Source organism: Pseudomonas sp. NY15354 (genome assembly GCF_048068075.1).
Lineage (GTDB): Bacteria > Pseudomonadota > Gammaproteobacteria > Pseudomonadales > Pseudomonadaceae > Aquipseudomonas > Aquipseudomonas guariconensis_C.
Window position 1 is genome coordinate 72,379 of record NZ_JBLUPV010000012.1, and the last position, 25,979, is coordinate 98,357.

The 25,979-nt window shown below is 64.1% G+C and carries 24 protein-coding genes; 19 read left to right on the forward strand and 5 right to left on the reverse strand.

Features of this window, described 5'->3' with window-relative positions:
* The first annotated feature begins 58 nt into the window (after window positions 1-58).
* From potA to ACNFCH_RS13900, 3 genes are read left to right on the forward strand one after another with little or no spacing between them, the layout of a single operon-like run.
* Window positions 59-1,201, forward strand: coding sequence for a polyamine ABC transporter ATP-binding protein (gene potA / locus ACNFCH_RS13890; RefSeq protein ID WP_416742986.1), 1,143 nt, complete (start codon window positions 59-61; stop codon window positions 1,199-1,201).
* Window positions 1,198-2,118: an ABC transporter permease subunit gene (locus tag ACNFCH_RS13895; protein ID WP_196162333.1), complete on the forward strand. Its 921-nt coding sequence runs from the start codon at window positions 1,198-1,200 to the stop codon at window positions 2,116-2,118. The genes potA and ACNFCH_RS13895 overlap by 4 nt, the downstream gene beginning before the upstream one ends.
* On the forward strand, window positions 2,115-3,011 hold the full coding sequence (locus ACNFCH_RS13900) for an ABC transporter permease subunit (protein WP_337156933.1): 897 nt from the start codon (window positions 2,115-2,117) through the stop codon (window positions 3,009-3,011). The genes ACNFCH_RS13895 and ACNFCH_RS13900 overlap by 4 nt, the downstream gene beginning before the upstream one ends.
* A 117-nt stretch (window positions 3,012-3,128) precedes the next feature.
* On the opposite strand, the gene ACNFCH_RS13905 is transcribed toward ACNFCH_RS13900, so the two are convergent.
* Window positions 3,129-4,289 carry an AAA family ATPase gene (locus tag ACNFCH_RS13905; RefSeq protein ID WP_416742987.1) on the reverse strand — a complete coding sequence of 387 codons (1,161 nt, stop codon included), beginning with the start codon at window positions 4,287-4,289 and terminating at the stop codon, window positions 3,129-3,131.
* A gap of 147 nt (window positions 4,290-4,436) precedes the next feature.
* On the opposite strand from ACNFCH_RS13905, the gene ACNFCH_RS13910 reads away from it, so the two are divergent.
* The 14 genes from ACNFCH_RS13910 (at window position 4,437) to ACNFCH_RS13975 (ending at window position 19,380) form a co-directional block, all read left to right on the forward strand.
* Window positions 4,437-5,525, forward strand: coding sequence for an efflux RND transporter periplasmic adaptor subunit (locus ACNFCH_RS13910; protein WP_337156931.1), 1,089 nt, complete (start codon window positions 4,437-4,439; stop codon window positions 5,523-5,525).
* Window positions 5,522-6,589 carry an efflux RND transporter periplasmic adaptor subunit gene (locus ACNFCH_RS13915; RefSeq protein ID WP_337156930.1) on the forward strand — a complete coding sequence of 356 codons (1,068 nt, stop codon included), beginning with the start codon at window positions 5,522-5,524 and terminating at the stop codon, window positions 6,587-6,589. The genes ACNFCH_RS13910 and ACNFCH_RS13915 overlap by 4 nt, the downstream gene beginning before the upstream one ends.
* Window positions 6,586-9,639, forward strand: coding sequence for an efflux RND transporter permease subunit (locus ACNFCH_RS13920; RefSeq protein WP_416742988.1), 3,054 nt, complete (start codon window positions 6,586-6,588; stop codon window positions 9,637-9,639). Before ACNFCH_RS13915 ends, ACNFCH_RS13920 begins: the two co-directional genes overlap by 4 nt.
* 239 nt (window positions 9,640-9,878) lie before the next feature.
* A complete protein-coding gene (gene oscA / locus ACNFCH_RS13925) occupies window positions 9,879-10,061 on the forward strand; it encodes a sulfur starvation response protein OscA (RefSeq protein ID WP_043211521.1) in 183 nt (60 codons plus the stop codon).
* A gap of 48 nt (window positions 10,062-10,109) precedes the next feature.
* Window positions 10,110-11,117, forward strand: coding sequence for a sulfate ABC transporter substrate-binding protein (locus ACNFCH_RS13930; RefSeq protein WP_337156928.1), 1,008 nt, complete (start codon window positions 10,110-10,112; stop codon window positions 11,115-11,117).
* Between the two features lie 276 nt (window positions 11,118-11,393).
* On the forward strand, window positions 11,394-12,212 hold the full coding sequence (gene cysT / locus ACNFCH_RS13935; RefSeq protein ID WP_070092046.1) for a sulfate ABC transporter permease subunit CysT: 819 nt from the start codon (window positions 11,394-11,396) through the stop codon (window positions 12,210-12,212).
* Window positions 12,213-12,225: 13 nt separating this feature from the next.
* Window positions 12,226-13,098 (forward strand): sulfate ABC transporter permease subunit CysW, encoded by an 873-nt coding sequence (gene cysW, locus ACNFCH_RS13940; RefSeq protein WP_416742989.1) that lies wholly within the window; start codon window positions 12,226-12,228, stop codon window positions 13,096-13,098.
* A gap of 3 nt (window positions 13,099-13,101) precedes the next feature.
* Window positions 13,102-14,091 carry a sulfate/molybdate ABC transporter ATP-binding protein gene (locus ACNFCH_RS13945; RefSeq protein ID WP_070092044.1) on the forward strand — a complete coding sequence of 330 codons (990 nt, stop codon included), beginning with the start codon at window positions 13,102-13,104 and terminating at the stop codon, window positions 14,089-14,091.
* A gap of 368 nt (window positions 14,092-14,459) precedes the next feature.
* Window positions 14,460-15,257: an energy transducer TonB gene (locus ACNFCH_RS13950; protein WP_416742990.1), complete on the forward strand. Its 798-nt coding sequence runs from the start codon at window positions 14,460-14,462 to the stop codon at window positions 15,255-15,257.
* Between the two features lie 35 nt (window positions 15,258-15,292).
* The gene (locus tag ACNFCH_RS13955) at window positions 15,293-16,015 is read left to right on the forward strand and encodes a MotA/TolQ/ExbB proton channel family protein (RefSeq protein WP_196170674.1); all 723 of its coding nucleotides are present in this window, start codon (window positions 15,293-15,295) and stop codon (window positions 16,013-16,015) included.
* A 1-nt stretch (window position 16,016) separates the two neighbouring features.
* On the forward strand, window positions 16,017-16,418 hold the full coding sequence (locus ACNFCH_RS13960; RefSeq protein WP_028688526.1) for an ExbD/TolR family protein: 402 nt from the start codon (window positions 16,017-16,019) through the stop codon (window positions 16,416-16,418).
* 242 nt (window positions 16,419-16,660) lie between these two features.
* Window positions 16,661-17,242: an alpha/beta hydrolase gene (locus ACNFCH_RS13965; protein WP_337156926.1), complete on the forward strand. Its 582-nt coding sequence runs from the start codon at window positions 16,661-16,663 to the stop codon at window positions 17,240-17,242.
* A 63-nt stretch (window positions 17,243-17,305) separates the two neighbouring features.
* Complete coding sequence (locus ACNFCH_RS13970; RefSeq protein ID WP_416742991.1) at window positions 17,306-18,241, forward strand: sigma 54-interacting transcriptional regulator; 936 nt, start codon at window positions 17,306-17,308, stop codon at window positions 18,239-18,241.
* Window positions 18,242-18,594: 353 nt separating this feature from the next.
* Window positions 18,595-19,380, forward strand: coding sequence for a MetQ/NlpA family ABC transporter substrate-binding protein (locus ACNFCH_RS13975; protein ID WP_337156924.1), 786 nt, complete (start codon window positions 18,595-18,597; stop codon window positions 19,378-19,380).
* Window positions 19,381-19,720: 340 nt separating this feature from the next.
* Here the strand turns inward: ACNFCH_RS13975 and ACNFCH_RS13980 are convergent, their stop codons facing one another.
* Both ACNFCH_RS13980 and ACNFCH_RS13985 read right to left on the reverse strand, forming a co-directional pair.
* Window positions 19,721-20,539 (reverse strand): alpha/beta fold hydrolase, encoded by an 819-nt coding sequence (locus ACNFCH_RS13980; RefSeq protein ID WP_337156923.1) that lies wholly within the window; start codon window positions 20,537-20,539, stop codon window positions 19,721-19,723.
* 28 nt (window positions 20,540-20,567) lie between these two features.
* Window positions 20,568-22,931: a penicillin acylase family protein gene (locus tag ACNFCH_RS13985; RefSeq protein WP_416742992.1), complete on the reverse strand. Its 2,364-nt coding sequence runs from the start codon at window positions 22,929-22,931 to the stop codon at window positions 20,568-20,570.
* A gap of 87 nt (window positions 22,932-23,018) precedes the next feature.
* Between ACNFCH_RS13985 and ACNFCH_RS13990 the strand changes: the two genes are divergently transcribed.
* Window positions 23,019-23,585: a sugar O-acetyltransferase gene (locus ACNFCH_RS13990; RefSeq protein WP_416742993.1), complete on the forward strand. Its 567-nt coding sequence runs from the start codon at window positions 23,019-23,021 to the stop codon at window positions 23,583-23,585.
* On the opposite strand, the gene ACNFCH_RS13995 is transcribed toward ACNFCH_RS13990, so the two are convergent.
* Window positions 23,564-24,127: a DUF6436 domain-containing protein gene (locus ACNFCH_RS13995; protein ID WP_337156920.1), complete on the reverse strand. Its 564-nt coding sequence runs from the start codon at window positions 24,125-24,127 to the stop codon at window positions 23,564-23,566. The two genes, ACNFCH_RS13990 and ACNFCH_RS13995, sit on opposite strands and share 22 nt — an antisense overlap.
* Window positions 24,128-24,267: 140 nt before the next feature.
* Here ACNFCH_RS13995 and ACNFCH_RS14000 point away from each other — a divergent pair, with 140 nt between their 5' ends.
* Window positions 24,268-25,197: an alpha/beta hydrolase gene (locus ACNFCH_RS14000; protein ID WP_337156919.1), complete on the forward strand. Its 930-nt coding sequence runs from the start codon at window positions 24,268-24,270 to the stop codon at window positions 25,195-25,197.
* Here ACNFCH_RS14000 and ACNFCH_RS14005 read toward each other — a convergent pair whose 3' ends face one another.
* Window positions 25,198-25,950, reverse strand: coding sequence for a DUF2059 domain-containing protein (locus tag ACNFCH_RS14005; protein WP_196162352.1), 753 nt, complete (start codon window positions 25,948-25,950; stop codon window positions 25,198-25,200).
* Window positions 25,951-25,979: the final 29 nt, after the last annotated feature.

The following is a 25,979-nucleotide window of genomic DNA, read 5'->3' on the forward strand; positions in this document are numbered from 1 at the left end:
GCGACGCCCTGCCAAAACAGGTCGTGTGGGCATAAAAATCTTGTTGGGAGTTTCACTCATGGCAGTTGCCTCCGGTGCCTATAAAAAAGCCCTCGAGGGTGGCCAGCAACCCAAGCAGGTGCTGGTCAAAATCGACCGGGTCACAAAAAAGTTCGACGAAACGGTAGCCGTGGACGATGTGTCCCTGGAAATCCGCAAGGGTGAGATTTTCGCCCTGCTCGGTGGCTCCGGCTCCGGTAAGTCCACCTTGCTGCGGATGCTTGCCGGCTTCGAGCGTCCGACCGAAGGGCGGATCTTCCTCGATGGTGTCGACATCACCGACATGCCGCCCTACGAGCGGCCGATCAACATGATGTTCCAGTCCTACGCGCTGTTCCCGCACATGACCGTGGCGCAGAACATCGCCTTCGGCCTGCAGCAGGACAAGATGCCCAAGGCTGAGATCGACGCCCGCGTGGCCGAGATGCTCAAGCTGGTGCACATGACCCAGTACGCCAAGCGCAAGCCGCACCAGCTCTCCGGTGGCCAGCGTCAGCGTGTGGCCCTGGCCCGCTCCCTGGCCAAGCGTCCGAAGCTGCTGCTGCTGGACGAACCCATGGGTGCCCTGGACAAGAAACTGCGTTCGCAGATGCAGCTGGAGCTGGTGGAAATCATCGAGCGGGTCGGCGTGACCTGCGTGATGGTGACCCACGACCAGGAAGAGGCCATGACCATGGCCCAGCGCATCGCCATCATGCACCTGGGCTGGATCGCCCAGATAGGCAGCCCTGTGGACGTCTACGAGACCCCGACCAGCCGCCTGGTCTGCGAGTTCATCGGCAACGTCAACCTGTTCGACGGTGAAGTGGTCGAGGACGCCGAAGGCCATGCGCTGATCGCAAGCCCTGAGCTTGAGCGCAACATCTACGTAGGCCACGGGGTCACCACCTCGGTCGAAGACAAGCACATCACCTACGCCCTGCGTCCGGAAAAACTCCTGGTGACCTCCGAGCAGCCGAGCTGCCAGTACAACTGGTCGCGCGGCAAGGTCCACGACATCGCCTACCTGGGCGGTCACTCGGTGTTCTACGTGGAGCTGCCGAGCGGCAAAGTGGTCCAGTCCTTCGTCGCCAACGCCGAGCGCCAGGGCACCCGTCCGACTTGGGGTGACGAAGTGTATGTGTGGTGGGAAGACGACAGCGGCGTGGTACTGCGCTCATGAACCTTCGCAAGCTCAAGCGAGCACTCAACAAAGTGACCCCGGAGGGCCGCCATCTGGTGATCGGCGTGCCGTTCATCTGGCTGTTCCTGTTCTTCATGCTGCCGTTCTTCATCGTCCTGAAGATCAGCTTCGCTGAAGCCGACGTGGCGATCCCGCCCTACACGGAGATCTACAGCTACGTCGAGGACAAGATCCAGCTGGTGCTCAACTTGGCCAACTACGGCCTGTTGACCGAGGATGAACTGTACATCTCGGCCTACCTGGGCTCGCTGAAGATGGCCTTCTTCAGTACCCTGCTGTGCCTGCTGATCGGCTACCCGATGGCCTACGCCATTGCCAACGCACGCAAGGAAACCCAGACGGTCCTGCTGCTGCTGATCATGATGCCGACCTGGACCGCGATCCTGATCCGCGTCTATGCGTGGATGGGCATTCTCAGCAACAACGGCCTGCTCAACAGCTTCCTACTGTGGATCGGGTTGATCGATCAGCCGCTGCAGATCCTCAACACCAACCTGGCGGTGTACATCGGCGTGGTCTATTCGTACCTGCCGTTCATGATCCTTCCGCTGTACGCGAACCTGGTCAAGCACGACCCGAGCCTGCTCGAGGCCGCAAGCGACCTGGGTTCGAGCACCTTCAACAGCTTCTGGAAGATCACCGTGCCGCTGTCGAAGAACGGCATCATCGCCGGCTGCATGCTGGTGTTCATCCCGGTGGTGGGCGAGTTCGTGATCCCTGAACTGCTCGGCGGCCCGGAAACCCTGATGATCGGCAAGGTGCTGTGGCAGGAATTCTTCAACAACCGTGACTGGCCGGTGGCATCCGCCCTGGCGGTGGTGATGCTGGCGATCCTGATCGTGCCCATCCTGCTGTTCAACCGCAGCCAGGCCAAAGAAATGGAGGGCAGAGCATGAAGCGCTTCGGTTTCTCCAAGCTGATGCTGGTGCTCGGCTTGCTGTTCATCTATCTGCCGATGCTGATCCTGGTGATCTACTCGTTCAACGCCTCCAAGCTGGTGACGGTCTGGGGCGGCTGGTCGGTGAAGTGGTACGTCGGCCTGCTCGACAACAGCCAACTGATGGGCTCGGTGATGCGCTCGCTGGAGATCGCCTGCTACACCGCGATCGCCGCGGTGGCGCTGGGTACCCTGGCCGCCTTCGTGCTGACCCGGGTGACCCGCTTCAAGGGCCGTACGCTGTTCGGTGGCCTGGTCACCGCGCCCCTGGTCATGCCAGAGGTGATCACCGGTCTCTCGCTGTTGCTGCTGTTCGTGGCCATGGCGCAGATGATCGGCTGGCCGCAGGAGCGTGGCATCGTCACCATCTGGATCGCCCACACCACCTTCTGCGCAGCCTATGTGGCGGTAGTGGTGTCGGCGCGCCTGCGTGAACTGGACCTGTCCATCGAGGAGGCCGCCATGGACCTGGGCGCCAAGCCGTGGAAGGTGTTCTTCCTGATCACCATCCCGATGATCGCGCCGTCGCTGGCGGCGGGTGGCATGATGTCCTTCGCCCTGTCGCTGGACGACCTGGTCCTGGCCAGTTTCGTGTCCGGCCCAGGCTCGACCACCTTGCCGATGGAAGTGTTCTCCGCCGTGCGCCTTGGCGTGAAGCCGGAGATCAACGCCGTGGCCAGCTTGATCCTGCTGTCGGTGTCGTTGGTGACCTTCATGGTCTGGTACTTCAGCCGCCAGGCCGAAGAGCGTCGTCGCAAGGCCATCCAGCAGGCCATCGAAGAGGGCGCTGCGGCGAACGTTTCGCAGCCGCAGGTCAAGCGTCCGACCCAGCAGGCCACCGCGTCGGCCTGATCCACCCGGGGGCCGCCTTGCGGCCCTTCGCAGGCTTCGCCAGCCCCTACAGGTATTGCGTGCGATAGCTGTAGGAGCGGCCAAGGGCCGCGAAAGGGCCGCGAAGCAGCCCCAGGCTCAATCCGGCCAGTTCCAGGCCGGTTCATCGAGCATTCCCTGTCCAGCCATCAACGTCTGCCCCAGGTCTTTTTCCAGGCGGATCGAGTGACAGGCTTCGTCTTCTTCCAGCGCCGCCACCAGGCGCGGGGCATGGGAGACCACCCACACCTGGCAATGCTGCGCAGCATGGCGGATCAAGCGCGCCAGGGCCGGCAGCAGGTCCGGGTGCAGGCTGGTTTCCGGCTCGTTGAGCACCATCATGCTTGGCGGTCTGGGTGTCAGCAGGGCGGCCACCAGCAGCAGATAGCGCAAGGTGCCATCGGACAGCTCCGCGGCGCTCAGCGGGCGCAGCAATCCGGCTTGGTGAAAGCGCAGGCTGAACAAGCCCCCAGGTTGTGCGTCGACCTTCAGGTGAGCGCCCGGGAAGGCATCCCCGATGGCCTGCTGCAAAGCGTCGAAATCACCGATCTCGTCGATGGTCTGCAAGGCAGCGGCCAGGTCGCGGCCATCGTGGTGCAGCACGGGCGTGCGGGTGCCCAGGCGTGATTGGCGTGCTGGCGCTTCGACGTCGGTGCGAAAGTGATCGTAGAAGCGCCAGCTGCGGATGCGCTCTCGCAGGTGCAGGACTTCCGGCGAATCCTGCAGGCTGCCGACTTGGTCGAACAGGCTGTCGAACTCGGTCATGTGTTGGCTGCGAATGTGCCACTGGCGCGCCTGGCGAGCCTTGACCATGGCCGCGCTGCGCTCCACCAGCAGGCTAGCCGGGCGGCACACGGGGCCGGCCCAGATCGCCTCGTGCTTGATCTGCGGGTCGAGGGCGAACTTCGACCGGCTCGGCTCGGGCAACCCAAGGCTGATGGCGTAGCCGAAATCCTCGTCGGCAAAGCCCAGGCGCAGGCGTTTGACGTGTTGGCGCGGGCCGCCCTGCACGGGCACATCGCCTTGGCGCATGCGCCGGCTGATTACCTCCGGCCCGGCCCAGAACGTCGACTCCAGGCCGCCCTCGGCGGCCAGGGCATTGACCACGCCGCCGCGGGCCGTCTCGGCCAGCAGCCTCAGAGCCTTGTAGAGATTGGACTTGCCGCTGCCGTTGGCGCCGGTGATCACGTTCAACCGGCCCAGCGGGATGACCAACTGGTTGATGGAGCGGTAGTTGGCGATGGCCAGGGTGCTGAGCATGGGCCTTTTCCTTGTCCTGTGAGGAGGCAGTATCCCTGATTCTACGTGCTGATATTTTGATGGACCTGAGTCAGTGCCAGTTGCCCGCGCCTGATCTACGCTTTCACTCGCGTCCCTCAATCCATTTGGCACAAGCAAGGAGCCTGCATGACGGTAGCGCGTCCGCTGATGGTCGTTTGCCTGGGGCTGCTGTCCATGCTGTCGGGCTGTAGCAAGGAAGAGTCCAAAGTCGAACTCCCCAGGGTCGGTGTAATCCAGGTCAAACCCACCGATTTCGCCGCCAGGGTGACCCTGACCGGCGATGTCCAGGCGCGGGTGCAGACCGACCTGTCGTTCCGGGTCGGGGGCAAGATCATTTCCCGCAGCGTGGATGTGGGCGACCACGTCAAGGCCAACCAGGTGCTGGCGCGCCTGGACCCCAAAGACCTGCAGAACAACGTCGATTCGGCCAAGGCTGAAGTGTTCGCCGCCCAGGCGCGAGTCACCCAGACCAGCGCGGCCTTCGTACGCCAGCAAAAACTGTTGCCCAAGGGCTACACCAGCCAAAGCGAATACGACTCCGCCCAGGCGTCGCTGCGCAGCGACCAGAGTGCGCTCAAGGCGGCCCAGGCGCAGTTGGCCGATGCTCAGGAGCAGTTGAGCTATACCGCACTGGTGTCCGAGGCCGACGGGGTGATCACCGAACGTCAGGCCGAGGTCGGCCAGGTGGTGCAGGCGACCATGCCGATCTTCAGCCTGGCCCGCGATGGCGATCGCGATGCGGTGTTCAACGTCTATGAATCCCTGCTGGTGGCGCCGCCGAGCGATGCGGGCGTCATCGTCAGCCTGCTGGACGATCCCAAGATCCAGGCGCAAGGGTTCGTCCGGGAAATCACCCCGACCGTCTCCGCGCAAAGTGGCACGGTGCAGGTCAAGGTGGGCCTGCGCAACGTACCGCCGGGCATGCAGCTGGGAGCGCCGGTGACCGCCACCACCAATGCCCAGGGCCGGCCGAGCATCGAACTGCCCTGGGCGGCCCTGACCAAGGCACTGCACGAACCGGCGGTCTGGGTGGTGGGCGAAGGGGACAAGGTCGAGTTGCGCAAGGTCGAGGTCACGCGTTATCTGACCGGCAAGATCGTGGTCGCCAGCGGCCTGAAGAGTGGTGAAACCGTCGTGGTCAGTGGTGGGCAGTTGCTGCACCCGAACATGCAGGTGCAAAGAATCGACGCCAAGGACGGGGGAGGGGCGCCATGAAGCGCGTGCTGCTTTTACTGCCGGCCAGCCTGCTGCTGGCCGCCTGCTCCAGCGAGGAGCAAGCGCCCGAGCCGATCCGCCCGGTGCTGTCGATGACGGTCGAGCCCCAGGTGCAGTCGCAGCTGGGGCGCTTTGCGGGCAGCATCCAGGCCCGCTTCGAAAGCACGCTGGGATTTCGTGTGTCCGGGCGTATCGCCCGGCGTTGGCTGGACGTCGGCGCCCAGGTCAAGCCTGGCGATACATTGGCCACCCTCGACCCGACCGACCAGCAGAACCAGCTGCGCGCCGCCGAAGGCGACCTGGCCAAGGTTCAGGCGCAGTGGATCAACGCCCAGGCCGATGCACGGCGGCAACAGCAACTGTTCGATCGCGGCGTCGGCGCCCAGGCGCAACTGGATATCGCCCAAACCAACCTCAAGACCACCGGCGCGGCGCTCGAACAAGCCCGTTCGGCGCTGAGCCAGGCCCGCGACCAACTCGACTACAGCACCTTGCGCACCGACCACGCGGCGGTCATCACCGCCTGGCAGGCCGAAGCCGGGCAGACCGTCACGGCCGGGCAGGCCGTGGTCACCTTGGCTCGCCCCGACGTCAAGGAAGCGGTGATCGACCTGCCGATCGGTCTGGCCGAGCAACTGAACAAAGGCCTGACGTTCACCGTCGCCTCGCAACTGGACCCCACCATCAACACCACCGCGGCCCTGCGCGAGCTGGAACCCCAGGCCGATGCCACGACCCGTACCCGTCGTGCCCGGCTGACCCTGGCCAGTACGCCGGACGCCTTTCACCTGGGCACCGCCATCAGCGTGACCCTGACCTCCGCGGTTTCGCCGCGCAGCCAGTTGCCGCTGAGCGCCTTGCTCGAACGCGATGGCAAGACCCAGGTGTGGGTGATCGACACGAAACAGAAGACCGTGGCCCTCCGTGATGTCGCGCTCATCGAGCGCACCGAGGACAGCATTGTCCTGACCTCGGGCGTGCAGCCTGGCGAGCGGGTGGTCACTGCCGGCGTCAACAGCCTCAAGCCTGGCCAGAAGGTCACCTTCGACGAGGATGCGCAATGAAAGGAAGCTTCAACCTGTCCGAGTGGGCGCTCAGGCATCAATCGTTCGTCTGGTACCTGATGTTCGTCGGGCTGCTGATGGGGATTTTCTCGTACTTCAATCTGGGCCGTGAGGAAGACCCGTCCTTCACCATCAAGACCATGGTGATCCAGACCCGCTGGCCCGGCGCGACCCAGGACGAGACGCTGTACCAGGTCACCGACCGCATCGAAAAGAAGCTCGAGGAGCTCGACTCGCTCGACTACACCAAGAGCTATACCCGCCCCGGTGAGTCCACGGTCTATGTCTACCTGCGCGACACCACCAAGGCCAAGGACATCCCGGAAATCTGGTACCAGGTGCGCAAGAAGATCCAGGACATCCGCGGCCAGTTTCCCTCCGGCATCCAGGGGCCGGCCTTCAACGACGAGTTCGGCGATGTGTTCGGTTCCATCTATGCCTTCACCGCTGATGGCCTGACCTTGCGCCAGCTGCGCGACTACGTGGAAGTGGCGCGGGCCGAAGTGCGCGATGTGCCCAACATCGGCAAGATCGAATTGATCGGCACCCAGGACGAAGTGCTCTACCTGAACTTCTCCACCCGCAAACTGGCGGCCCTGGGCATCGACCAGCGTCAGGTGATGCAGGCGCTGCAATCGCAGAACGCAGTCACCCCGGCGGGCGTGATCGAAGCGGGCCCCGAGCGCATCTCGGTGCGCACGACCGGGCAGTTCGCCTCGGAAAAAGACCTGCAGACCGTCAACCTGCGGATCAACGACCGCTTCTTCCGCCTGGCGGATATCGCCGATATCGAACGTGGCTACGTCGACCCGCCTTCGCCGATGTTCCGCTACAACGGCCAGACCGCGATCGGCCTGGCGATCGGCATGAAGGCCGGCGGCAACATCCAGGTGTTCGGTGCCGCGCTCAAGAAGAAGATGGACAGTGTCGTCACCGACTTGCCGGTGGGCGTGGGCGTGCACACCGTGTCCGACCAAGCCGTGGTGGTCAAGCAGGCCGTGGGTGGCTTCACCAGCGCGCTGTTCGAGGCGGTGGTGATCGTGCTGGGGGTGAGCTTCGTCAGCCTGGGCGTGCGCGCAGGTCTGGTGGTGGCCTGCTCGATCCCGCTGGTGCTGGCCATGGTGTTCGTGTTCATGGAGTACAGCGGCATCACCATGCAGCGGATTTCCCTCGGGGCGCTGATCATTGCCCTGGGCCTGTTGGTGGACGATGCGATGATCACGGTGGAGGTGATGGTCACGCGGCTCGAGATGGGCGAAAGCAAGGAGCAGGCGGCGACATTCGCCTACACCTCCACGGCTTTCCCCATGCTCACCGGCACTCTGGTGACCGTGGCCGGCTTCGTGCCGATCGGGCTCAATGCCAGTTCCGCGGGTGAGTACACCTACACCTTGTTCGCCGTGATCGCGGTGGCGCTGCTGGTTTCATGGGTGGTGGCGGTGTTCTTCGCGCCGGTGCTGGGCGTGCATATCCTGAGCAGCAGCAAGCTCAAGGCCCATGAGGCCGAGCCCGGTCGCGTGGGGCGAGCCTTCGAGCACAGCCTGTTGTGGTGCATGCGCCATCGCTGGATGACCATCATCGGCACCGTGGTGTTGTTCGTCCTGGCCTTGGTGTGCGAGCGCTTCGTGCAGAACCAGTTCTTCCCCTCGTCCGATCGCCCCGAGATCCTGGTGGACCTGAACCTGCCGCAGAACGCCTCGATCGAGGAGACCCGCAAGGTCGTCGACCGGTTCGAGGCCAGGATCAAGGATGACCCGGACCTGGTGCGCTGGAGCACCTACATCGGCCAGGGCGCGATTCGCTTCTACCTGCCGTTGGACGCGCAATTGCAGAACGCCTACTACGCGCAGTTGGTGATCGTCAGCAAGGGCTTCGAAGAGCGCCAGGGCATGATGAAGCGCCTGGAAAAGATCCTGCGCGAGGAGTTCGTGGGCATCGGTACCAACGTCCAGTCGCTGGAAATGGGCCCGCCGGTGGGGCGTCCGATCCAGTACCGGGTCAGCGGCAAGGACATCGACCAGGTGCGCAAGCATGCGATCGATCTCGCCACCCTGCTCGACGCCAACGAGCACATCGGCGAGATGATCTACGACTGGAACGAGCCCGGTAAGGTGCTGCGCGTGGAGATCGCCCAAGACAAGGCGCGCCAGTTGGGGCTGTCCTCCGAGGACGTGGCCAATGTGATGAACAGCATCGTCAGCGGCACGCCGATCACCCAGGTCAACGACAACATCTACCTGGTCAACGTGGTCGCCCGCGCCGAGGACAGCGAACGGGGCTCGCCCGATACCCTGCAGAACCTGCAGATCCTCACCCCCAACGGCACCTCGATCCCGCTGCTGGCATTCGCAACCGTGCGCTACGAGCTGGAGCAGCCCCTGGTATGGCGGCGCGATCGCAAGCCGACCATCACCATCAAGGCCTCGGTCAACGGCGACATCCAGCCCACCGATCTGGTGGCCCAGCTCAAGCCTGAGATCGACCAGTTCATCGACAAGCTGCCGGTGGGCTACGAAGTGGCCACCGGCGGTACGGTGGAGGAGAGCGCCAAGGCCCAGGGGCCGATCCGCAAGGTCATTCCGTTGATGCTGTTTCTCATGGCGACCTTCCTGATGATCCAGCTGCACAGCGTGCAGAAGCTGTTCCTGGTGGTCAGCGTGGCGCCGCTGGGGCTGATCGGCGTGGTGTTGGCGCTGGTGCCCACCGGCACGCCCATGGGCTTCGTGGCCATTCTCGGCATCCTGGCGCTGGCTGGCATCATCATCCGCAACTCGGTGATTCTGGTGACCCAGATCGACGAGTTCGAGGCGCAAGGGTACTCGCCCTGGGATGCCGTCGTAGAGGCGACCAACCATCGTCGCCGGCCGATCCTGCTGACTGCCGCGGCTGCGAGCCTTGGCATGATTCCGATCGCCCGGGAAGTGTTCTGGGGGCCAATGGCCTACGCCATGATCGGCGGCATCATCAGTGCAACGCTGCTGACGCTGTTGTTCCTGCCGGCGCTGTACGTGGCTTGGTACAAGATCCGCGAGCCGCAGGAACAACGTTAGGACACGCAACGGCCTTGTGCGGGTTTACCCGCGAATGCGTCGGTGATTCCACCCTCGCATTCGCGGGTCAACCCGTTCCCAGAGGGCCCTTTGCAATCTTCGAAATCGGCGCTGAATTTTAGTTATATAAAAATTCTTAAACAGTATTTTTCAGAATAAATACTGCTCTCTAAGATTGCCCTCAAGCCAGGCGCAATCACCTTCCTCTGCCCGGCACTTCATACCCAAGGAGAACGAGCATGAGTGCATCTGTGCGTAGCATCGACGGTCAGGACGAAACCACCATTTTGCGTGAGATCCAGAGCGCGTTGCGCGACTTGCGCTTCGGTGCGGTGGAGATCACCGTGCACAACGCCCAGGTCGTCCAGATCGAGCGCAAAGAGAAGTTCCGCCTCCAGCAGCCGGGCAACAAGTCCGGCTGACATCGCCCCCCCAACAAATTAGAAAAAATGCCAATCGGGAGCTTCACCATGTCCATCCGCCGTTATGCGCTTGCCGCTCTGGCCAGTGCCGTTTTTGCCGGTTCCGCGATCGCCAAGGACTACGAACTGCTGAACGTGTCCTACGACCCGACCCGCGAGCTGTACCAGCAGTACAACGCCGAGTTCATCAAGCATTGGCAGGCCGCCCACCCGGGGGACCAGGTGAAGATCCAGCAATCTCATGGCGGCTCGGGCAAGCAGGCCCGTGCGGTGATCGACGGCCTGCGCGCCGATGTCGTGACCCTGGCCCTGGCCGGTGACATCGACGAAGTGGCCAAACTCGGCAAGAGCCTGCCGCAGGACTGGCAAAAACGCCTGCCCGAGGCCAGCACGCCCTACACCTCCACCATCGTGTTCCTGGTACGCAAGGGCAATCCCAAGGGCATCAAGGACTGGGGCGACCTGATCAAGAAGGACGTCTCGGTCATCACCCCCAACCCCAAGACCTCCGGCGGCGCCCGCTGGAACTTCCTGGCCGCATGGGCCTACGGTCTGAAGACCGGTGGTAGCGAGGACAAGGCCAAGGCCTACGTGCAGGAGCTGTTCAAGCACGTGCCGGTGCTCGATACCGGCGCCCGTGGTTCGACCATCACCTTCGTCAACAACGGCCAGGGCGATGTGTTGCTGGCCTGGGAGAACGAAGCGTTCCTGGCTCTGAAGGAAGACGGTGGCAGCGACAAGTTCGAGATCGTCGTGCCGTCGCTGTCGATTCTCGCCGAGCCCCCTGTGGCCGTGGTCGACAAAAACGCCGAGAAGAAGGGCAACACCGACATCGCTACCGAGTACTTGAAGCACCTGTACAGCCCGGCGGGCCAGAAGATCGCCGCCGAAAACTTCTACCGCCCGCGTGACGAGAAAGTCGCGGCCGAGTTCGGCAAGCAATTCCCGAAACTGGAGCTGGTGACCATCGACAAGGACTTCGGTGGCTGGAAGACTGCACAGCCCAAGTTCTTCAACGACGGCGGTGTCTTCGACCAGATCTATCAGGCACAGTAACCGGTAGGGAGAAGCGGGGCCGCTGTGCGGCCCTTCGCGGCACAAGGCCCCACCCACCTGGCCCGCGCCGGGCGTGTAGGGGCCGCCCTGGGGCCCCCAGGGCGGCCCACCCCCCCCACCCTGAACACACCAGCACAACCCCGCTCCTACAGGGACTGCGCGGTCATTGTAGGAGCGGCCTTGTGCCGCGAAGGGCTGCCCAGCAGCCCCAGGATTCAGAAGCCTGCACTAGCCCGAGAGCGCTCTCGGGCTTCGTGCGTTCAACCAGGGACCTTTATGTCACGTCGTATTTCCCCCGTCATACCCGGCTTCGGGCTGACACTGGGCTACACCTTGGTGTACCTCAGTTTGATTGTGCTCATACCGCTGGCCGCCATGTTCGTGCATGCCGCGCAGCTCACCTGGGAGCAGTTCTGGAGCATCGTCAGTGCGCCGCGCGTTCTGGCCGCGCTCAAGCTGAGTTTCGGCACTGCCCTGTTCGCCGCCCTCATCAATGGTGTGATCGGCACCCTGCTGGCCTGGGTGCTGGTGCGCTATAGCTTCCCCGGGCGCAAGATCATCGACGCGATGATCGACCTGCCGTTCGCACTGCCCACCGCCGTGGCCGGTATCGCCCTGACTGCACTGTACGCCCCGGCCGGCTGGGTCGGTCAGTTCGCCACCGACCTGGGCCTGAAGATCGCCTACACCCCGCTGGGCATCACCCTGGCGCTGACTTTCGTCACCCTGCCGTTCGTGGTGCGCACGGTGCAGCCGGTGCTGGCCGACATCCCGCGTGAAGTCGAAGAGGCCGCTGCCTGCCTGGGCGCCAAGCCGCTGCAGGTGTTCCGCCACGTGCTGGCGCCGGCGTTGCTGCCGGCCTGGCTGACCGGCTTCGCCCTGGCGTTCGCCCGGGGCGTGGGCGAGTACGGCTCGGTGATCTTCATCGCCGGCAACATGCCGATGAAGACCGAGATCCTGCCGCTGCTGATCATGGTCAAGCTCGACCAATACGACTACACCGGGGCCACCGCCATTGGCGTGCTGATGCTGGTGGTTTCCTTCATCCTGCTGCTGCTGATCAACCTGTTGCAGCGGCGCATCGAAACCCCTTGAAGGAGGCCCGGTAATGTCTTCGTCATCCCTTGGCGCAGCGGCTGCCGCCAACGCCGCCCGCCGTGGCAGCGCCACTTCGCGACGTGTGCTGATCGGCCTGGCCTGGCTGGTGTTCGCACTGTTCCTGTTGCTGCCGCTGTTCATCGTGGTGTCCCAGGCCCTGAAGAACGGCTTCGGCACTTTCTTCGAGGCCATCTTCGAGCCTGACGCCTTGTCGGCCCTTGAGCTCACCCTGCTTGCCGTGGTCATCTCGGTGCCGCTGAACCTGGTGTTCGGCGTCAGCGCCGCCTGGTGTGTGAGCAAGTACACCTTCCGCGGCAAGAGCCTGCTGGTGACCCTGATCGATCTGCCGTTCTCGGTCTCGCCGGTGATCGCGGGCCTGGTCTATGTGTTGATGTTCGGTGCCCAGGGCCTGTTCGGCCCCTGGCTGCAGGACCATGACATCCAGATCGTGTTCGCCCTGCCGGGCATCGTGCTGGCGACCATCTTCGTCACCGTGCCCTTCGTGGCCCGTGAGCTGATCCCGCTGATGCAGGAGCAGGGTACCCAGGAGGAGGAGGCCGCCCGCCTGCTTGGCGCCAACGGCTGGCAGATGTTCTGGCACGTGACCCTGCCCAACATCAAATGGGGCCTGATCTACGGCGTGGTGCTGTGCACCGCGCGGGCCATGGGTGAGTTCGGCGCCGTGTCGGTGGTGTCCGGGCATATCCGCGGCGTCACCAACACCTTGCCGCTGCACGTGGAGATCCTCTACAACGAGTACAACCATGTCGCGGCCTTCAGCGTAGCCAGCCTGCTGCTGATCCTGGCGCTCTTCATCCTGCTGCTCAAGCAGTGGAGCGAGAACCGTATTAACCGCCTGCGCCACAGCGCCGCGGAGGAATGATTCATGTCGATCGAAGTTCGTAACGTCAGCAAGCGTTTCAACGCCTTCCAGGCCCTGGACAACATCAACCTGGATATCAACAGCGGCGAGCTGGTGGCCCTGTTGGGCCCGTCCGGCTGCGGCAAGACCACCCTGCTGCGCATCATCGCCGGCCTGGAAACCCCCGATCAGGGCAATATCGTGTTCCATGGCGAGGACGTGTCTGGCCACGACGTGCGTGATCGCAACGTCGGTTTCGTGTTCCAGCACTATGCGCTGTTCCGCCACATGAGCGTGTTCGACAACGTCGCCTTCGGCCTGCGCATGAAGCCTAAGGGAGAGCGTCCGAGCGAGAGCAAGATCGCCGAAAAAGTGCATGAGCTGTTGAACATGGTGCAGCTCGACTGGCTGTCCGACCGCTACCCCGAGCAATTGTCCGGTGGCCAGCGCCAGCGTATCGCTCTGGCCCGTGCCCTGGCGGTGGAGCCCAAGGTGTTGTTGCTCGACGAGCCCTTCGGTGCACTGGACGCCAAGGTGCGCAAGGAGCTGCGTCGCTGGCTGGCCCGCCTGCACGAGGACATCAACCTGACCTCGGTGTTCGTAACCCACGACCAGGAAGAGGCCATGGAAGTGGCCGATCGCATCGTGGTGATGAACAAGGGCGTGATCGAGCAGATCGGCTCGCCGGGCGAAGTGTATGAAAACCCTGCCAACGACTTCGTCTACCACTTCCTGGGCGACTCCAACCGCCTGAGCCTGAGCGAGGGGCAGCATGTGCTGTTCCGCCCGCACGAAGTGTCGCTGTCGCGCCATGAGACCGAAGGCCACCAGGCGGCCGAGGTGCGTGATATCCGGCCATTGGGGGCGACCACGCGCGTCACCCTGAAGGTGCCGGGGCAGAGCGAGCTGATCGAGGCGGAGGTGGTCAAGGACCATGACAGCCTGTCGGGGCTGGCGCGCGGAGAGACGTTGTTCTTCCGGCCGAAGGTCTGGCAGAAGGTGGCGGATATCTGAGCATCGCGCGCACAAACAACCCGGGCATCGTCCCGGGTTTTTTTTGGGCTGTAGGAATCTGTGGGGGCGGGTTTTGCCCGCGGATGCGTGGTGAATAGGCGGGCGTATTCACGGGTGAACCCGCTCTCACAGGGATTGTGCAGCCCGGATCTGCGCGTCAGGTCTATGCCTTGTCGCTATATTTCACATGCCGTGCAGGCATCGGTATTTTGGCTCACCGCTGCAGCCCTTGAATGACGCGGCCTGGGTGCAACCGTCAATCCTTTATATTCAAAAATGTTCTATTTTTAATTTTAAATATTACTTTCTGGGATAAGCCTTCGAGGCCGATGATTCAGCCATGAATCACGCCCCAGGGAGTTTTATCGATGGGTAATGTCCAGACGGCCGTCAGGGCCTACGACCAGCCACGGCGCCCGGCATCGGGCGACCTGGTCGAGCTTGGACGCACGCTTCGTCTGCCATTGGGCCAGCTGCGCCTGCAACGCACACCTGTCAGCGGGCTCAAGCGCCGCGACAAGCTGACGCTGGGTTTGCTGGTGCTGGCCTTGCATGGCGCGGCCGCGTACTGGGTCAGTCAGGCGCCGACCCCTGAGTTGCCAGTGGTGCCGCCGCAGGTCCCCCCCATGACTATCGAGTTCGCCGCGCCGGCACCGCCTGTGGTCGAACCCCCACCGCCCGCCCCGGCGCCGCCTGTGGTTCAGCCGCCACCGCCGCCTGTGGTCGACGAACTGGCCGCCAAGCCCAAAGCCAAGCCCAAACCCGTGCCCAAGCCGGTGGTCAAACAACAGCCCAAACCCCAGCCCAAGCCGGTCGATGCACCGCCGCCGGCCCCTGTAGCCGCTCCGGCCCCCCCTGCGCCCGCGCCACCCGCGCCGGCCCCGGTAACCCCGGCATCGGCCAACGCCGCATACCTGAAGAACCCGGCGCCGGAGTATCCGCAGATGGCCCACCGCCGGGGATGGGAGGGTTCGGTGCTGCTGCGTGTCGAGGTGCTGGCCAGCGGCAAACCTGGGCAGATCCAGATCCAGAAGAGCAGTGGTCGCCAAGTGCTGGATGACGCAGCCCTTGCCGCGGTGAAGCGCTGGAGCTTCGTGCCGGCCAAGCAGGGCGAAGTGGCCCAGGTTGGCTGGGTCAGCGTGCCGATCGACTTCAAGCTTCGTTAATTCGCGCCCATCGACGTACAAAGGAAGACTTCATCATGAGCCTATTGGCATCCCCACTCGAATCCGTTGAAAGCGCCGTCATCTGGCTGCTGGTTGGTTTTTCCGTGGCCACCTGGGCACTGGCCTTGGTCAAGGTCGTGCAGTTCGTGCGCCTCAAGCACCAGGACCGGCGCTTCCATGAGCAGTTCTGGGCGGCCTCGAGCCTCGATGCGGCAGCGCAGCCTAGCCACGACCTGCCCGGCCCTGCTGCCCGAGTGGCCCAGGCGGGCTATGCTGCCATCGCCGTCGGCGAGCCTGGCCAAGCCAATGACCTGAGCCATGCCATCAATCACCAGGACCGCCTGGAACGTGCCCTGCGTCAGCAGATCGTCCGCGAACGTCGTTCACTGGAAACGGGCCTGGCAGTGGTGGCCAGTATCGGCAGTACCTCGCCCTTCATCGGCCTGTTCGGCACGGTATGGGGCATCATGGAAGCGCTCAAGGGCATCAGCGCGGCAGGTTCGGCAAGCCTTGAAACCGTGGCCGGGCCGATCGGTGCAGCGCTGGTGGCCACCGGTGTCGGTATCGCCGTCGCCGTGCCGGCAGTGCTGGTCTACAACTACTTCCTGCGCCGTCTCAAGCTGACCGCTGCCGACCTCGACGACTTTGCCCATGACTTCTACAGCCTGGCGCAGAAGAGTGCCTTCCGCGTGCTGGTGCATCCTGCGGTGCACAAGGCCCAGGCCGGGTTCACTCAGCCGGTGAAGGAGGCGTCCTGAAATGGCCTTTTCGACCCAGGACAGCGACGAAGTCCTCAGTGAAATCAACGTCACGCCCTTGGTGGACGTCATGCTGGTGCTGCTGGTGGTGTTCATCGTCACCGCGCCGCTGCTGACCAACGCCATTCCCATCAACCTGCCCAAGACCGAGGCCGTGGCCCCGGTGGAGCAGAAGGACCCGCTGGTGGTGAGCATCGATGGCAGCGGCAAGCTGTTCATCAACAAGGATGAAATCCAGCCCGATCTGCTGGAGACCAACCTCAAGGCCGCCAAGGACAAGGACGCCGAGCTGCGCGTGCAACTGCAGGCCGACGATGGCGTCAACTACGGCGAAGTGGCCCGGGCCATGGCTGCCATCGAACGCGCCGGGATCAGCAAGCTGGCGGTGATCACCGCACGCTGACCGGTAACCCTCTTCAGGCAAGTGCTTCAGGGCCATTTTCCTTGGCAGGGGATGGCCCTTTTTTTTTTTTGCCTGTCACCTTCCCTTGTCGAAGCGGGCTTGTCTAGCGAAGGGCCGTGCACCGGCCCCGAGCTCCGGAAATGATTAATAAGTTATAAATAAATAGCTTCTTATTCCTTTACGCATATAAATGCCTCCGGGATACTTCAGCTCAAGCACGCAAACTTTCTGGAGGCGTCCCCATGCGCAATGAGTCGATCCGTTACCTGATTGTGCCGGGCTGGCAAGGATCGCCAGACAATCATTGGCAAAGTCACTGGCAGCGCAGCCTGCCCAACAGCGTCCGGGTCGAGCAGCGCGACTGGCTCACACCGCAGCGGCGCGACTGGGTCCAGGCACTGGAGCAGGCGGTCGCCGCCGAACGCTCGCCGGTGATCCTGATCGCCCACAGTCTGGGTTGCATCACCGTCGCCCATTGGGCTGCCCAGGCCCGTCCGGCCTTGCTGCGCCAGGTGCGTGGGGCGTTGCTGGTGGCACCGGCGGATGTCGAGCGGCCCACCTGCTCGGATGCGCTGCGCAACTTCGCGCCGATTCCGTTGCAGCCGTTGCCATTCCCCAGCCAGGTGGTCAGCTCGGACAACGACCCGGCCGTTAGCGTGCCGCGCGCCCTGCACTTGGCACGGGCCTGGGGCGCCGAGGCGGGGCTGCTGGCCAACGCCGGGCACATCAACGTCAAGTCCGGCCATGAGCGTTGGGAGCAAGGCTTCGCCTACCTCTATCGTCTGCAAGGCCGGATCGAGCAGCGGGCCCTGCGCCGCGCCTGATCCGCGAACCGTTCACGTACACCTAGACGCCCGGCCGGCAACGGCCTCGGGCGGGAGCGCGTCATGACCATCCACAACACCTTCGGTCAGCCTTTGCTGACCTTTCCCGAGCAAGACAAAAGCCCATTGAGCATCCGCGCCAAGGCGCTGGTGTTCATCGACCCCCGTTCGCAACAGCTGCGCGATGCCTTGGAGCGCCTGGCGCCGCAACCGGTGCCGGTGCTGATTCGCGGCGAGACCGGCACCGGCAAGGAGCTGCTGGCCCGCCAGGTCCACCGTGCCAGTGACCGCGGTGGGCTGTTCGTTTCGGTCAGTTGCGCGGCGATCAGTCCGACCTATGCCGATGCCGAGCTGTTCGGCTACAGCGCCGGTACCCTAGGGGGAACCGCCAGCGGTCGAGCGGGGTGGTTTGGTTCGGCCAATGGCGGCACGCTGTACCTGGACGAGATCGCCGACTTGCCACTGGCGATCCAGGGCAAATTGCTGGCGGCGCTGGAGAACCGCGAGGTCACCCGGGTCGGCGCCCAGCGGCCGCAAGCGGTGGATGTGCGCCTGGTGGCGGCGTCCAGCATCGATCTGGCCCAGGCCGTGCGCGCCGGGCGTTTCAACGAGCGACTCTACCTCTACCTGCGCGAAGGCCAGCTGGAGCTGCCCGCGTTGCGCGAGCGGGTCGGGGACATCCTGCCGCTGGCCGAGTACTTCGTCGGGATCTACAGCGGGCGTCTGGGCCGCGCCGTGCCGCTGATCAGCGACGCCGCCCAACAGGCCTTGGAGGCCCATGCCTGGCCCGGCAATACCCGCGAGCTGGAAAACGTCATCCACTTTGCCCTGTTGGTGAGTGACGCGGGAGAAATCCTCCCGCAACATCTGGACCTGCCCGACGTCACGCCCCTGGCCAGCCTGGCGCGCCAACTGGCGCAACTGGGCCAGAGCCGGGAGCCGCACACCCAGGCGGCACTGCGCCAATTGCTGGCGTCGACCTTGGCCGGCCTGGGCTGAACCTTGCGCTAGGCTCTGTACGAAAAGCCTTGATACTCGGTGATGCTGCGTTGAAAACAGCCTCGGAATGCTCATTTACAACCCGTAAAGTCGAGCGCGACTCCGACCGTTCCTCGGCTGTTTTCGCCTTGCCTGACCTTCGTCTCAAGACTTTTCATACAGACCCTAGAGCGGGGCCTTTTGGGTCAGAAGCAAACGCGGTAATGGCAATTTGTTTTAGTTATAACCGGCTAAGTAAAAGATATTGTTACGGAATAAAAATTCCCGGTATCGTCCGCTTCACGCCCCCGATAGATGGGTGGGGCACCGACTTCGCCATCCTCGATGGCTCCAGCTTGATAACAAGGATCACCATGAAAAAAACTCTGCTGACCACTGCCCTGGCCGCTGCCCTGTCGCTGGCCGGTTTCGCCAACGCCGCCGAGAAGCTGGTCGTGGCCGCCACCCCCGTGCCCCACGCCGAGATCCTCGAACTGATCAAGCCAACCCTGGCCAAGGAAGGCGTGGACCTGCAGATCAAAGTCTTCACCGACTACGTCCAGCCTAACGTGCAGGTCGACCAGAAGCGTCTGGATGCCAACTACTTCCAGACCCTGCCGTATCTGAAGAACTTCAACGAAGGCAAGGGCACTCACCTGGAAACCGTGATCGGTGTGCACGTCGAGCCGTTCGGTGGCTACTCCAAGAAGGTCAAGAACCTGGCTGAACTCAAGGACGGCGCCACCGTCGCCATCCCCAACGAAGGCAGCAACAGTGGCCGTGCGCTGCTTCTGTTGCAGAAGGCTGGCCTGATCACGCTGAAAGACCCGAAGAATGCCCTGGCCACGCCCAAGGACATTGCCGAGAACCCTAAACACCTGAAGTTCCGCGAGCTGGAATCGGCCATGCTGCCGCGCGTGCTCGATCAGGTCGACCTGGACATGATCAACACCAACTACGCCCTGGAAGCCGGTCTGAACCCTGCCAAGGACGCCCTGGTGATCGAAGGCAGCGACTCGCCTTACGTGAACTTCCTGGTTGCCCGCCCGGACAACAAGGACAGCGAAGCCATCCAGAAACTGGCCAAGGCTCTGACCAGCCCAGAGGTGAAGGCATTCATCGCCAAGAAATACAGCGGTGCGGTACTGCCGGCGTTCTGATCGCTACGCTTGAAAGACAAAACGCCGACGCATTTGCGTCGGCGTTTGCGTTTATGCCGCAGATTTGGCCAGCGCCCGACGCAAGGCCAGGAGCCATTGGAGTTGCTCGTTCGAAAGAGGTGGGCAGGCGCTGTTCATTGGGGGTGTCCTGAAGGCTGTCTGAATGCTCTTTGAGAGGGCATCCACAGGAAAGATCCCAGGTCAGGACGAAATTTTTGAGTCAGCCGCCGAAGAGGCCGCGTTGCAGCCTCTCGCAAGCTTCCCCCCAAGGGGACAGCGTGTCGCGGTACCTGTGGGAGCGGGTTCACCCGCGAAGGGCTGCAGAGCAGCCCCGGCAATTTCAGCTGTCGCGCGGCAACCAGTTCAACAGGAACTCATTCACCACTTGCGGGTTCTCCAGGCTCGAGATGTGCCCCGCGAAGGGAATCTGCGCCGCCACACAGCCAATCGACCGGGCCATCTCATTGGACTCTTGCGGTGGTCGTGGAATGTCCTGGTCGCCACACAGCACGATGGTGCGCTCCCCTGGCAGTTCGCCCAGCCGTGCCATCAGGTCCGGTCGGCCGAAGATCACTCGGCCCATCGGGTCGAGGCTTTCCCGGATCGTCTGGGCGCTGCTGGCCTTGAGCTGGGCGCGGAACTGTTCACGGATCTCAGGCACCGTCTGGCCGCCGGCATGGAAGAAGATCGGCACGACGATATCGAGCAAGGCATCGCTGAAGCTACCTGCGGCGCTGGCCGCATCGAGCAGGGCGAAGTACTTAAGGCGCGTGGCATCCGGCTCGGCACCCAGGTAGGTGTCCATCAACACCAAGCGGTCAATGCGCTGGGGATGCTCGATAGCCAACTGCGCGCCCCACATGCCGCCGACCGAAAGGCCGATCAGGTGACACTTGGGGATATCCAGGGCATCGAGCAATGCCAGATGCTGGCGCGCCAGTGCACTCATGTCGGTGGTGGTGGACGGGGGCGCCTCGGAATCGCCGTGGCCCCAGAGCTCGGGCACGATGACCCGGTAGTGTTTCGACAGCGCGTCGATCTGCGGTTGCCACATGGCCGCTGTCCACAGGTAGCTGTGGCCCAGCAGCACAGGGAACCCCTGGCCTTGGTCGACATAGCTCATGCGGGCGCCGTCGATTTCAACGAAGTGCTTGTGCATCGGGATCCTCTGGAAGGGGGTTGTCGGGTCACTGTACAGGCAGCAGACGCAAGGTGCTCTGGGCGGGAATCACCCCCATCTGCGCCTTCTGGTAACGCCCATTGATGTAGTCCTCGGCCTGATCGCCATAGTGGCGGTCGAACAGCACGCCGCTCTGGCCCACAGGGTTGATTGTCAGCGCCGCAGCCGGGTCGGCGAAGTCGATCAGGCGCCGTGTGGAGGGGCCGTAGTTGACCGCCCAGGGGGCCGGGCCGATCTTTGCCGAGAGGTTGTTGGGTACTTCATGGGTGCCGGGCGCGGCGAAGGGGCCTACGTTGAACAGCAGGTTCAGCGGTTTCTTCGCCCCCAGCGGATGGTTGTGGGTCAGTGTGTGCGCCTTGCCCCATTGCCAGCGGGCCGGGTCCTTACCGAAGGTTTCGCGCAGGTGCGCCAGGCTGCGTTGCCAGGCCAGCTTCACGATGGCCGTGCGGTCGGTGCGTTCGCTGGCGCCGCGCAGGTTCCACCACACGGAGCTGGGGTCGGCTGCCAGGCGCGGCAGGGCTGCGTCGATGACACGGGTGCTGATCAAGACCGGGAACCAGGTGTCGCCCAGTTCGTCGTGCAGGGCCGCGAAGGCCAGCTCATACAGGAACTGGTTGAACAGGGTCGCACTGGTCGAATCCAGAGGGTAGTCGCCCCGCCAGGCGGCCAGTTGCTCCACCAACTCCTTTTCTTCATCACCTTGGGCAATGGTGCGCAGCGCCCCCAGCAGAGGCGCCAAGGTGCGCGGGCCGTAGTCGGTGGCGGTGTCGAGCTGCAGCGCCTGGCTGTTCTGGGTGTCCCACTGGATGCCTGGGGCAGCCAGGTGCCGGTCGAGCTGGCGGCCACGGTCGGCCAGGTTGTAGTAGCCAGGGACCGGCACGACGGCCGGCGGCTGGAAGTTGGCCGAAACGATGTAGCCGCTGGCGGGGTTCTCCTGCTGCGGGTTCACGCTGAACGGGTAGAAGCCGGGTTTGTCGGCCTGGGACGTGCTGCCATCGAGAATGAACGACGGATTGACGCCATCCGGGCGGATCGGCAATTGCGCCGCGGCCCACCAGCCGATGTCGCCACGGGCATTGGCCCACACCAGGTTCAGGCCGGGGGCGTGGATCTTCGCGGCCGCTTCGCGCATCTTGCCCAGGGTGTCGGCGCGGTTTACCTGATAGAAGCCATCGAGCAGGGGATTGTCGGTCTCAAGGAATGCCCACCACATGGCAATCGGCCGAGGCCCGGCGGTGGCGCCCAGCACATCGTTGACGATCGGGCCATGGGGTGAGCGGCGCAAGGTGATGGTGGACTGCGCCTGGCCTTTGACGGCAATTTGCGCCTCTTGCTTTTCCAGCGGCTGCCACGTGCCGTCGACCATGACCTGTTCGGCGTCATTCGGGTTGACCTGTTCGGCGATCAGGTCCACGTCGTCGTTCTGGAACATGGTCAGGCTCCAGCCGAAGTCAAGGTTGTGGCCGAGCAGGGCGAAGGGGTTGAGCGCCTGGAAGTAGCCGTACAGGTTGAACCCCGGAGCCGACAGCTCGGCCTCGTACCACACCGAGGGGACGGCGAAGCCGATGTGCGGGTCGCCGGCCAGCAACGGACGACCGCTGCGCGTGCGGCTGCCGGCCACGGCCCAGGCGTTGCTGCCTTCGAACTGGGGAATACCGGCCTCGCCCAGGGCCTCATGGCTCAAGCGTGCCAGTTGTTCCAGGCTGCGCCAGTCAGCGGCGGCCAGGGGCGCGGCCAGGGCGCCGTCCGGTTGCCAGTCGAGGTCGAAGATCTTCAGGTACTGGGGGCCGAGCTGATCGCGGATATAGGTCAGCGCAGGCTCGGTGCGAAAGGCGGCGGCGAAGCTGTAGGCCAGGTAGCCGGCGATGCTGAGCGTGTCCTCGGCGGTGAAGGGCCGTGGGGGGATGCCCAGCAGGTCGAACTCGATGGGCTTGGGGTGGCTGGCCTGCCACTGGTTGACGCCGTCCAGGTAGGCTTGCAATGCCTGCCAGGCCGGGGATTGCTTGTCCTGGCGCTGGGCCATGCGTGCGGCCTGCTCGCGGATGCGCAGGTGGCGGAACAAGGTGTCGGTGGGCAGCAGATCAGCGCCCAGCACTTCGGCCAGCTCGCCCCGGGCAAGGCGCCGCAGGATCTCCATCTGGAACAGCCGATCCTGGGCATGTACGTAGCCCAGGGCGCGGTACAGGTCAGGCTCGTTCTGTGCTTGCAGATGAGGGACGCCGCGCGCGTCGTAGCGCACGCTGACCGGCGCTTGCAGCCCGGCAAGAGGCAGATCGCCCGCTCGCTGGGGTTGCTTGCCCTCCACGTACCAGTAACCGGCGCCCACGGCAGCGGCAATCACCACCGCCAGCAGGGTCAGGCTGCGCTTCATCGAGACTCCTTGTGCATTAGAGCGAAAAATGTGGTCCGATCATCGACGGATTCGCGAACTGAGCATAGTCCCCTGGAAGGAGTCTCCATGTCCCTCAGCGAAAAACAGAAAATGCTGACCGGCCAGCTCTACCACGCCGGCTGCCCTGAGCTGCAGGCCGAGCAGATCGCCAACAAGCACTGGATGCACCGCTACAACAGCAGCGTCGAGCTGCTCAACGAGGCGCGCCATGCGCTGTTGGTCGAGCATTTCGGCCATGCCGGCGACGGTGCGGTCATCCGCCCACCGTTCTATTGCGACTACGGCTACAACATCAGCATTGGTGCCAACACGTTCATGAACTTCAACTGTGTGATCCTCGACGTGGCGCCGGTGCATATCGGCGAGGACTGCCAGATCGGCCCTGCGGTGCAGATCTACACCGCCGATCATCCACTCGACCCCGAGGTCCGCCGCAGCGGGCTGGAGAGCGGCAGGCCGGTGCGCATCGGCAACAATGTGTGGATCGGTGGCGGGGCGATCATCCTGCCGGGCGTGAGCATCGGTGACAACGCCGTGGTGGGCGCCGGCAGTGTGGTCACGCGCGACGTGCCGGCCGGAGCGATCGTGGTGGGCAACCCGGCACGGGTGCGTCAGCCGGCCCAAGGGCAGTAGCAGCCCCGGGCCAGGGTGTTGGAGGCGTTGACCTTGCGACCCTCGACGAGCGCCTTGAGCACCGGTTCGATGAAGCTGTTGCTGGCATTGCACACCGCGCCTTCGCTGTAGGGGCCGAAGTAGGCCAAGTGGCCTTCACGGTCCCAGATGGCCACGGCGGGAGAAGCTGGCAGGTGCTCGCTGCCCGGTAGTGTGTCCAGGGCCTCCAGAGCTGCCAGGTTGGCCGGCAACTGGCCGTGGCTGCCAGGCTTTTGCACCACATGAAAGCGCACGCCTTGGGGCGCGAAATGTTCGATCAGCTCACCCAGGTGCTGCTGGTTGCCGACGTTGCAAGGGCAGGTCGGGTCCCAGAAATGCACCACACGGATAGGCCCCGGGCCTGCCAGTTCGGCGGGCAGTTGCAACTGGCTGCCCTCGAACAACGTGGTCTGGTCGTCGAACGCGCGCAGATAACGCGCCTGAAAACTGGCGTAAGCCCACCAGAGGGCGGCGGCGCAGAGCAGCAGTGCGAGGGCGGTGAGCAGGGATTTTCGGCTGGGCATGGTGTGTCCGCGGAACCTGGCGTAGCGATAACCCTGTGGAAGCGGGCCGTGCTGTGCGTGGCAAAGGGGCCTAGCTTGCCACGATGGCGCCGAGAGCTGAATATCACAGGTCAATACTCGCTTCGCTGTGGATCTGCCCGATGCCCGCTTCCTTTCACCCTGACCTCTTGCGCGCCAGCCTCCCACCCTTGGCGGCCCGCCAACCCCTGTCGGCCCAGGGCCAGGACTACCAGCGGTTCTATGGCCTGAACCTGCCGGTGCGCCAAAGCTGGCTGGGCGGCTTCAGCGCGGCGGGCTTCGAGCTGGTGGGGCAGGTGTGGCTGCCGGAGCGGCCGACGGCGACGCTGTTTCTGCTGCACGGCTACTACGACCACATGGGGCTGTACTGCCATGTGATCGAATGGGCGTTGAGCCAGGGCTTTGCGGTCATCAGCTGTGACCTGCCGGGGCACGGACTGTCGAGTGGCGAGCGGGCCAGCATCGCTGACTTCGGTGCCTACCAGCAGGTGCTCGACGCCTTGTTCGAGCAGGCCCGCCTGCTTGACCTGCCTCGCCCCTGGCACCTCTGTGGGCAGAGCACCGGCGGGGCGATCGTGGTGGATCACGTGCTGCACCACGGGGCGCGAAGCCCGGCCGATGGCCAGGTGATCCTGCTGGCGCCTTTGGTGCGGCCACGCGCGTGGTATTGGTCGAAATTCAGCTATTGCGTGCTGCGCCACTTCGTCAACGGCATCGAGCGGCGCTTCAGCGAGAACAGCAACGACCCGGCGTTCCTGCCGTTTCTCGAGGCCGACCCGCTGCAACCGCGCCGGCTGCCGACCGCCTGGGTCGGTGCTCTGGTGGCCTGGGTCAAGCGTATCGAGGCGGCGCCGCGCAGCATGCGCAGGCCGGTGATCGTGCAGGGAGAGGCGGACGCCACGGTGGATTGGCCTTACAACCTCAAGGTACTCAAGGCCAAGTTCGCCGAACCGCAGATCCTCATGCTGCCCGAGGCCCGTCATCACCTGGCCAACGAACTGCCGGACATTCGCCAGCGCTACTTCGCTTTCATCGACCAGCGCCTTGGCTGATCACTGCAGGTCGGCGGCACTCTGGCCTACCGCCAGGCCCGCCCGCACGGCCTGCAGCGCGGCCTTGTAATAGGCCTGGCCGTCTGTTGATTCCGCGAAGGTGGCGAACTCTTCCAACTCGGCATCGGACAGGTCGCGGTAGACATACAGCAGGGTGTTGTTCAAGTCCTCGCCGATCTGTTGCATCAGGCGCTGGCGCTGGCCATCGAGCAGGCCGCTGGCCTGACCTGCGCCGAACAGGCCGGGGATCATGGAGCTCAGGCTGTCGGCGGCCACGCCGGCGATCGCCAGGCTTACCTCGGCACCGGCCTCTCGGGCGGGCAGGGCCTGGGCCAGGTGGCCGATGATCAGCACGCGGTTGTCACTGGCCTGGATCTTCGGCAGGCCCTTGGCGTTCTTGGCCAGTTGGTCCTTGCGCGTGGCCAGCAATTCAGCGGCCACGACCTTGCGCCCCAGCGGCGACTGGAAGAACGCCAGCGCAGGCGAAGGGTTGGGCAGGTTGGCGCGCAGCTGCGCCTGGGCCCGGCGGTCCATGGCCTGGGCCTGGAAACGCTGGTTGCTGTTGTTGACCAGCGCCTGGTAGACCGCAGGCGGCAGGCTGTTCTTGTAGCGCTGTTGGGCAGCACTTACGGCATCGGTGAAATGGGCGCGCTGGTCGGGCCAGCCGGCGACCTTGTACAGCTGATCGAGACTGTCTGCCCAGACAGGCATGGTGCAGATCATCATCAGCAGCAGGGAAAACAAACGGCGCATTCAGGACTCCTGTCGGCAGGCCGCTATTG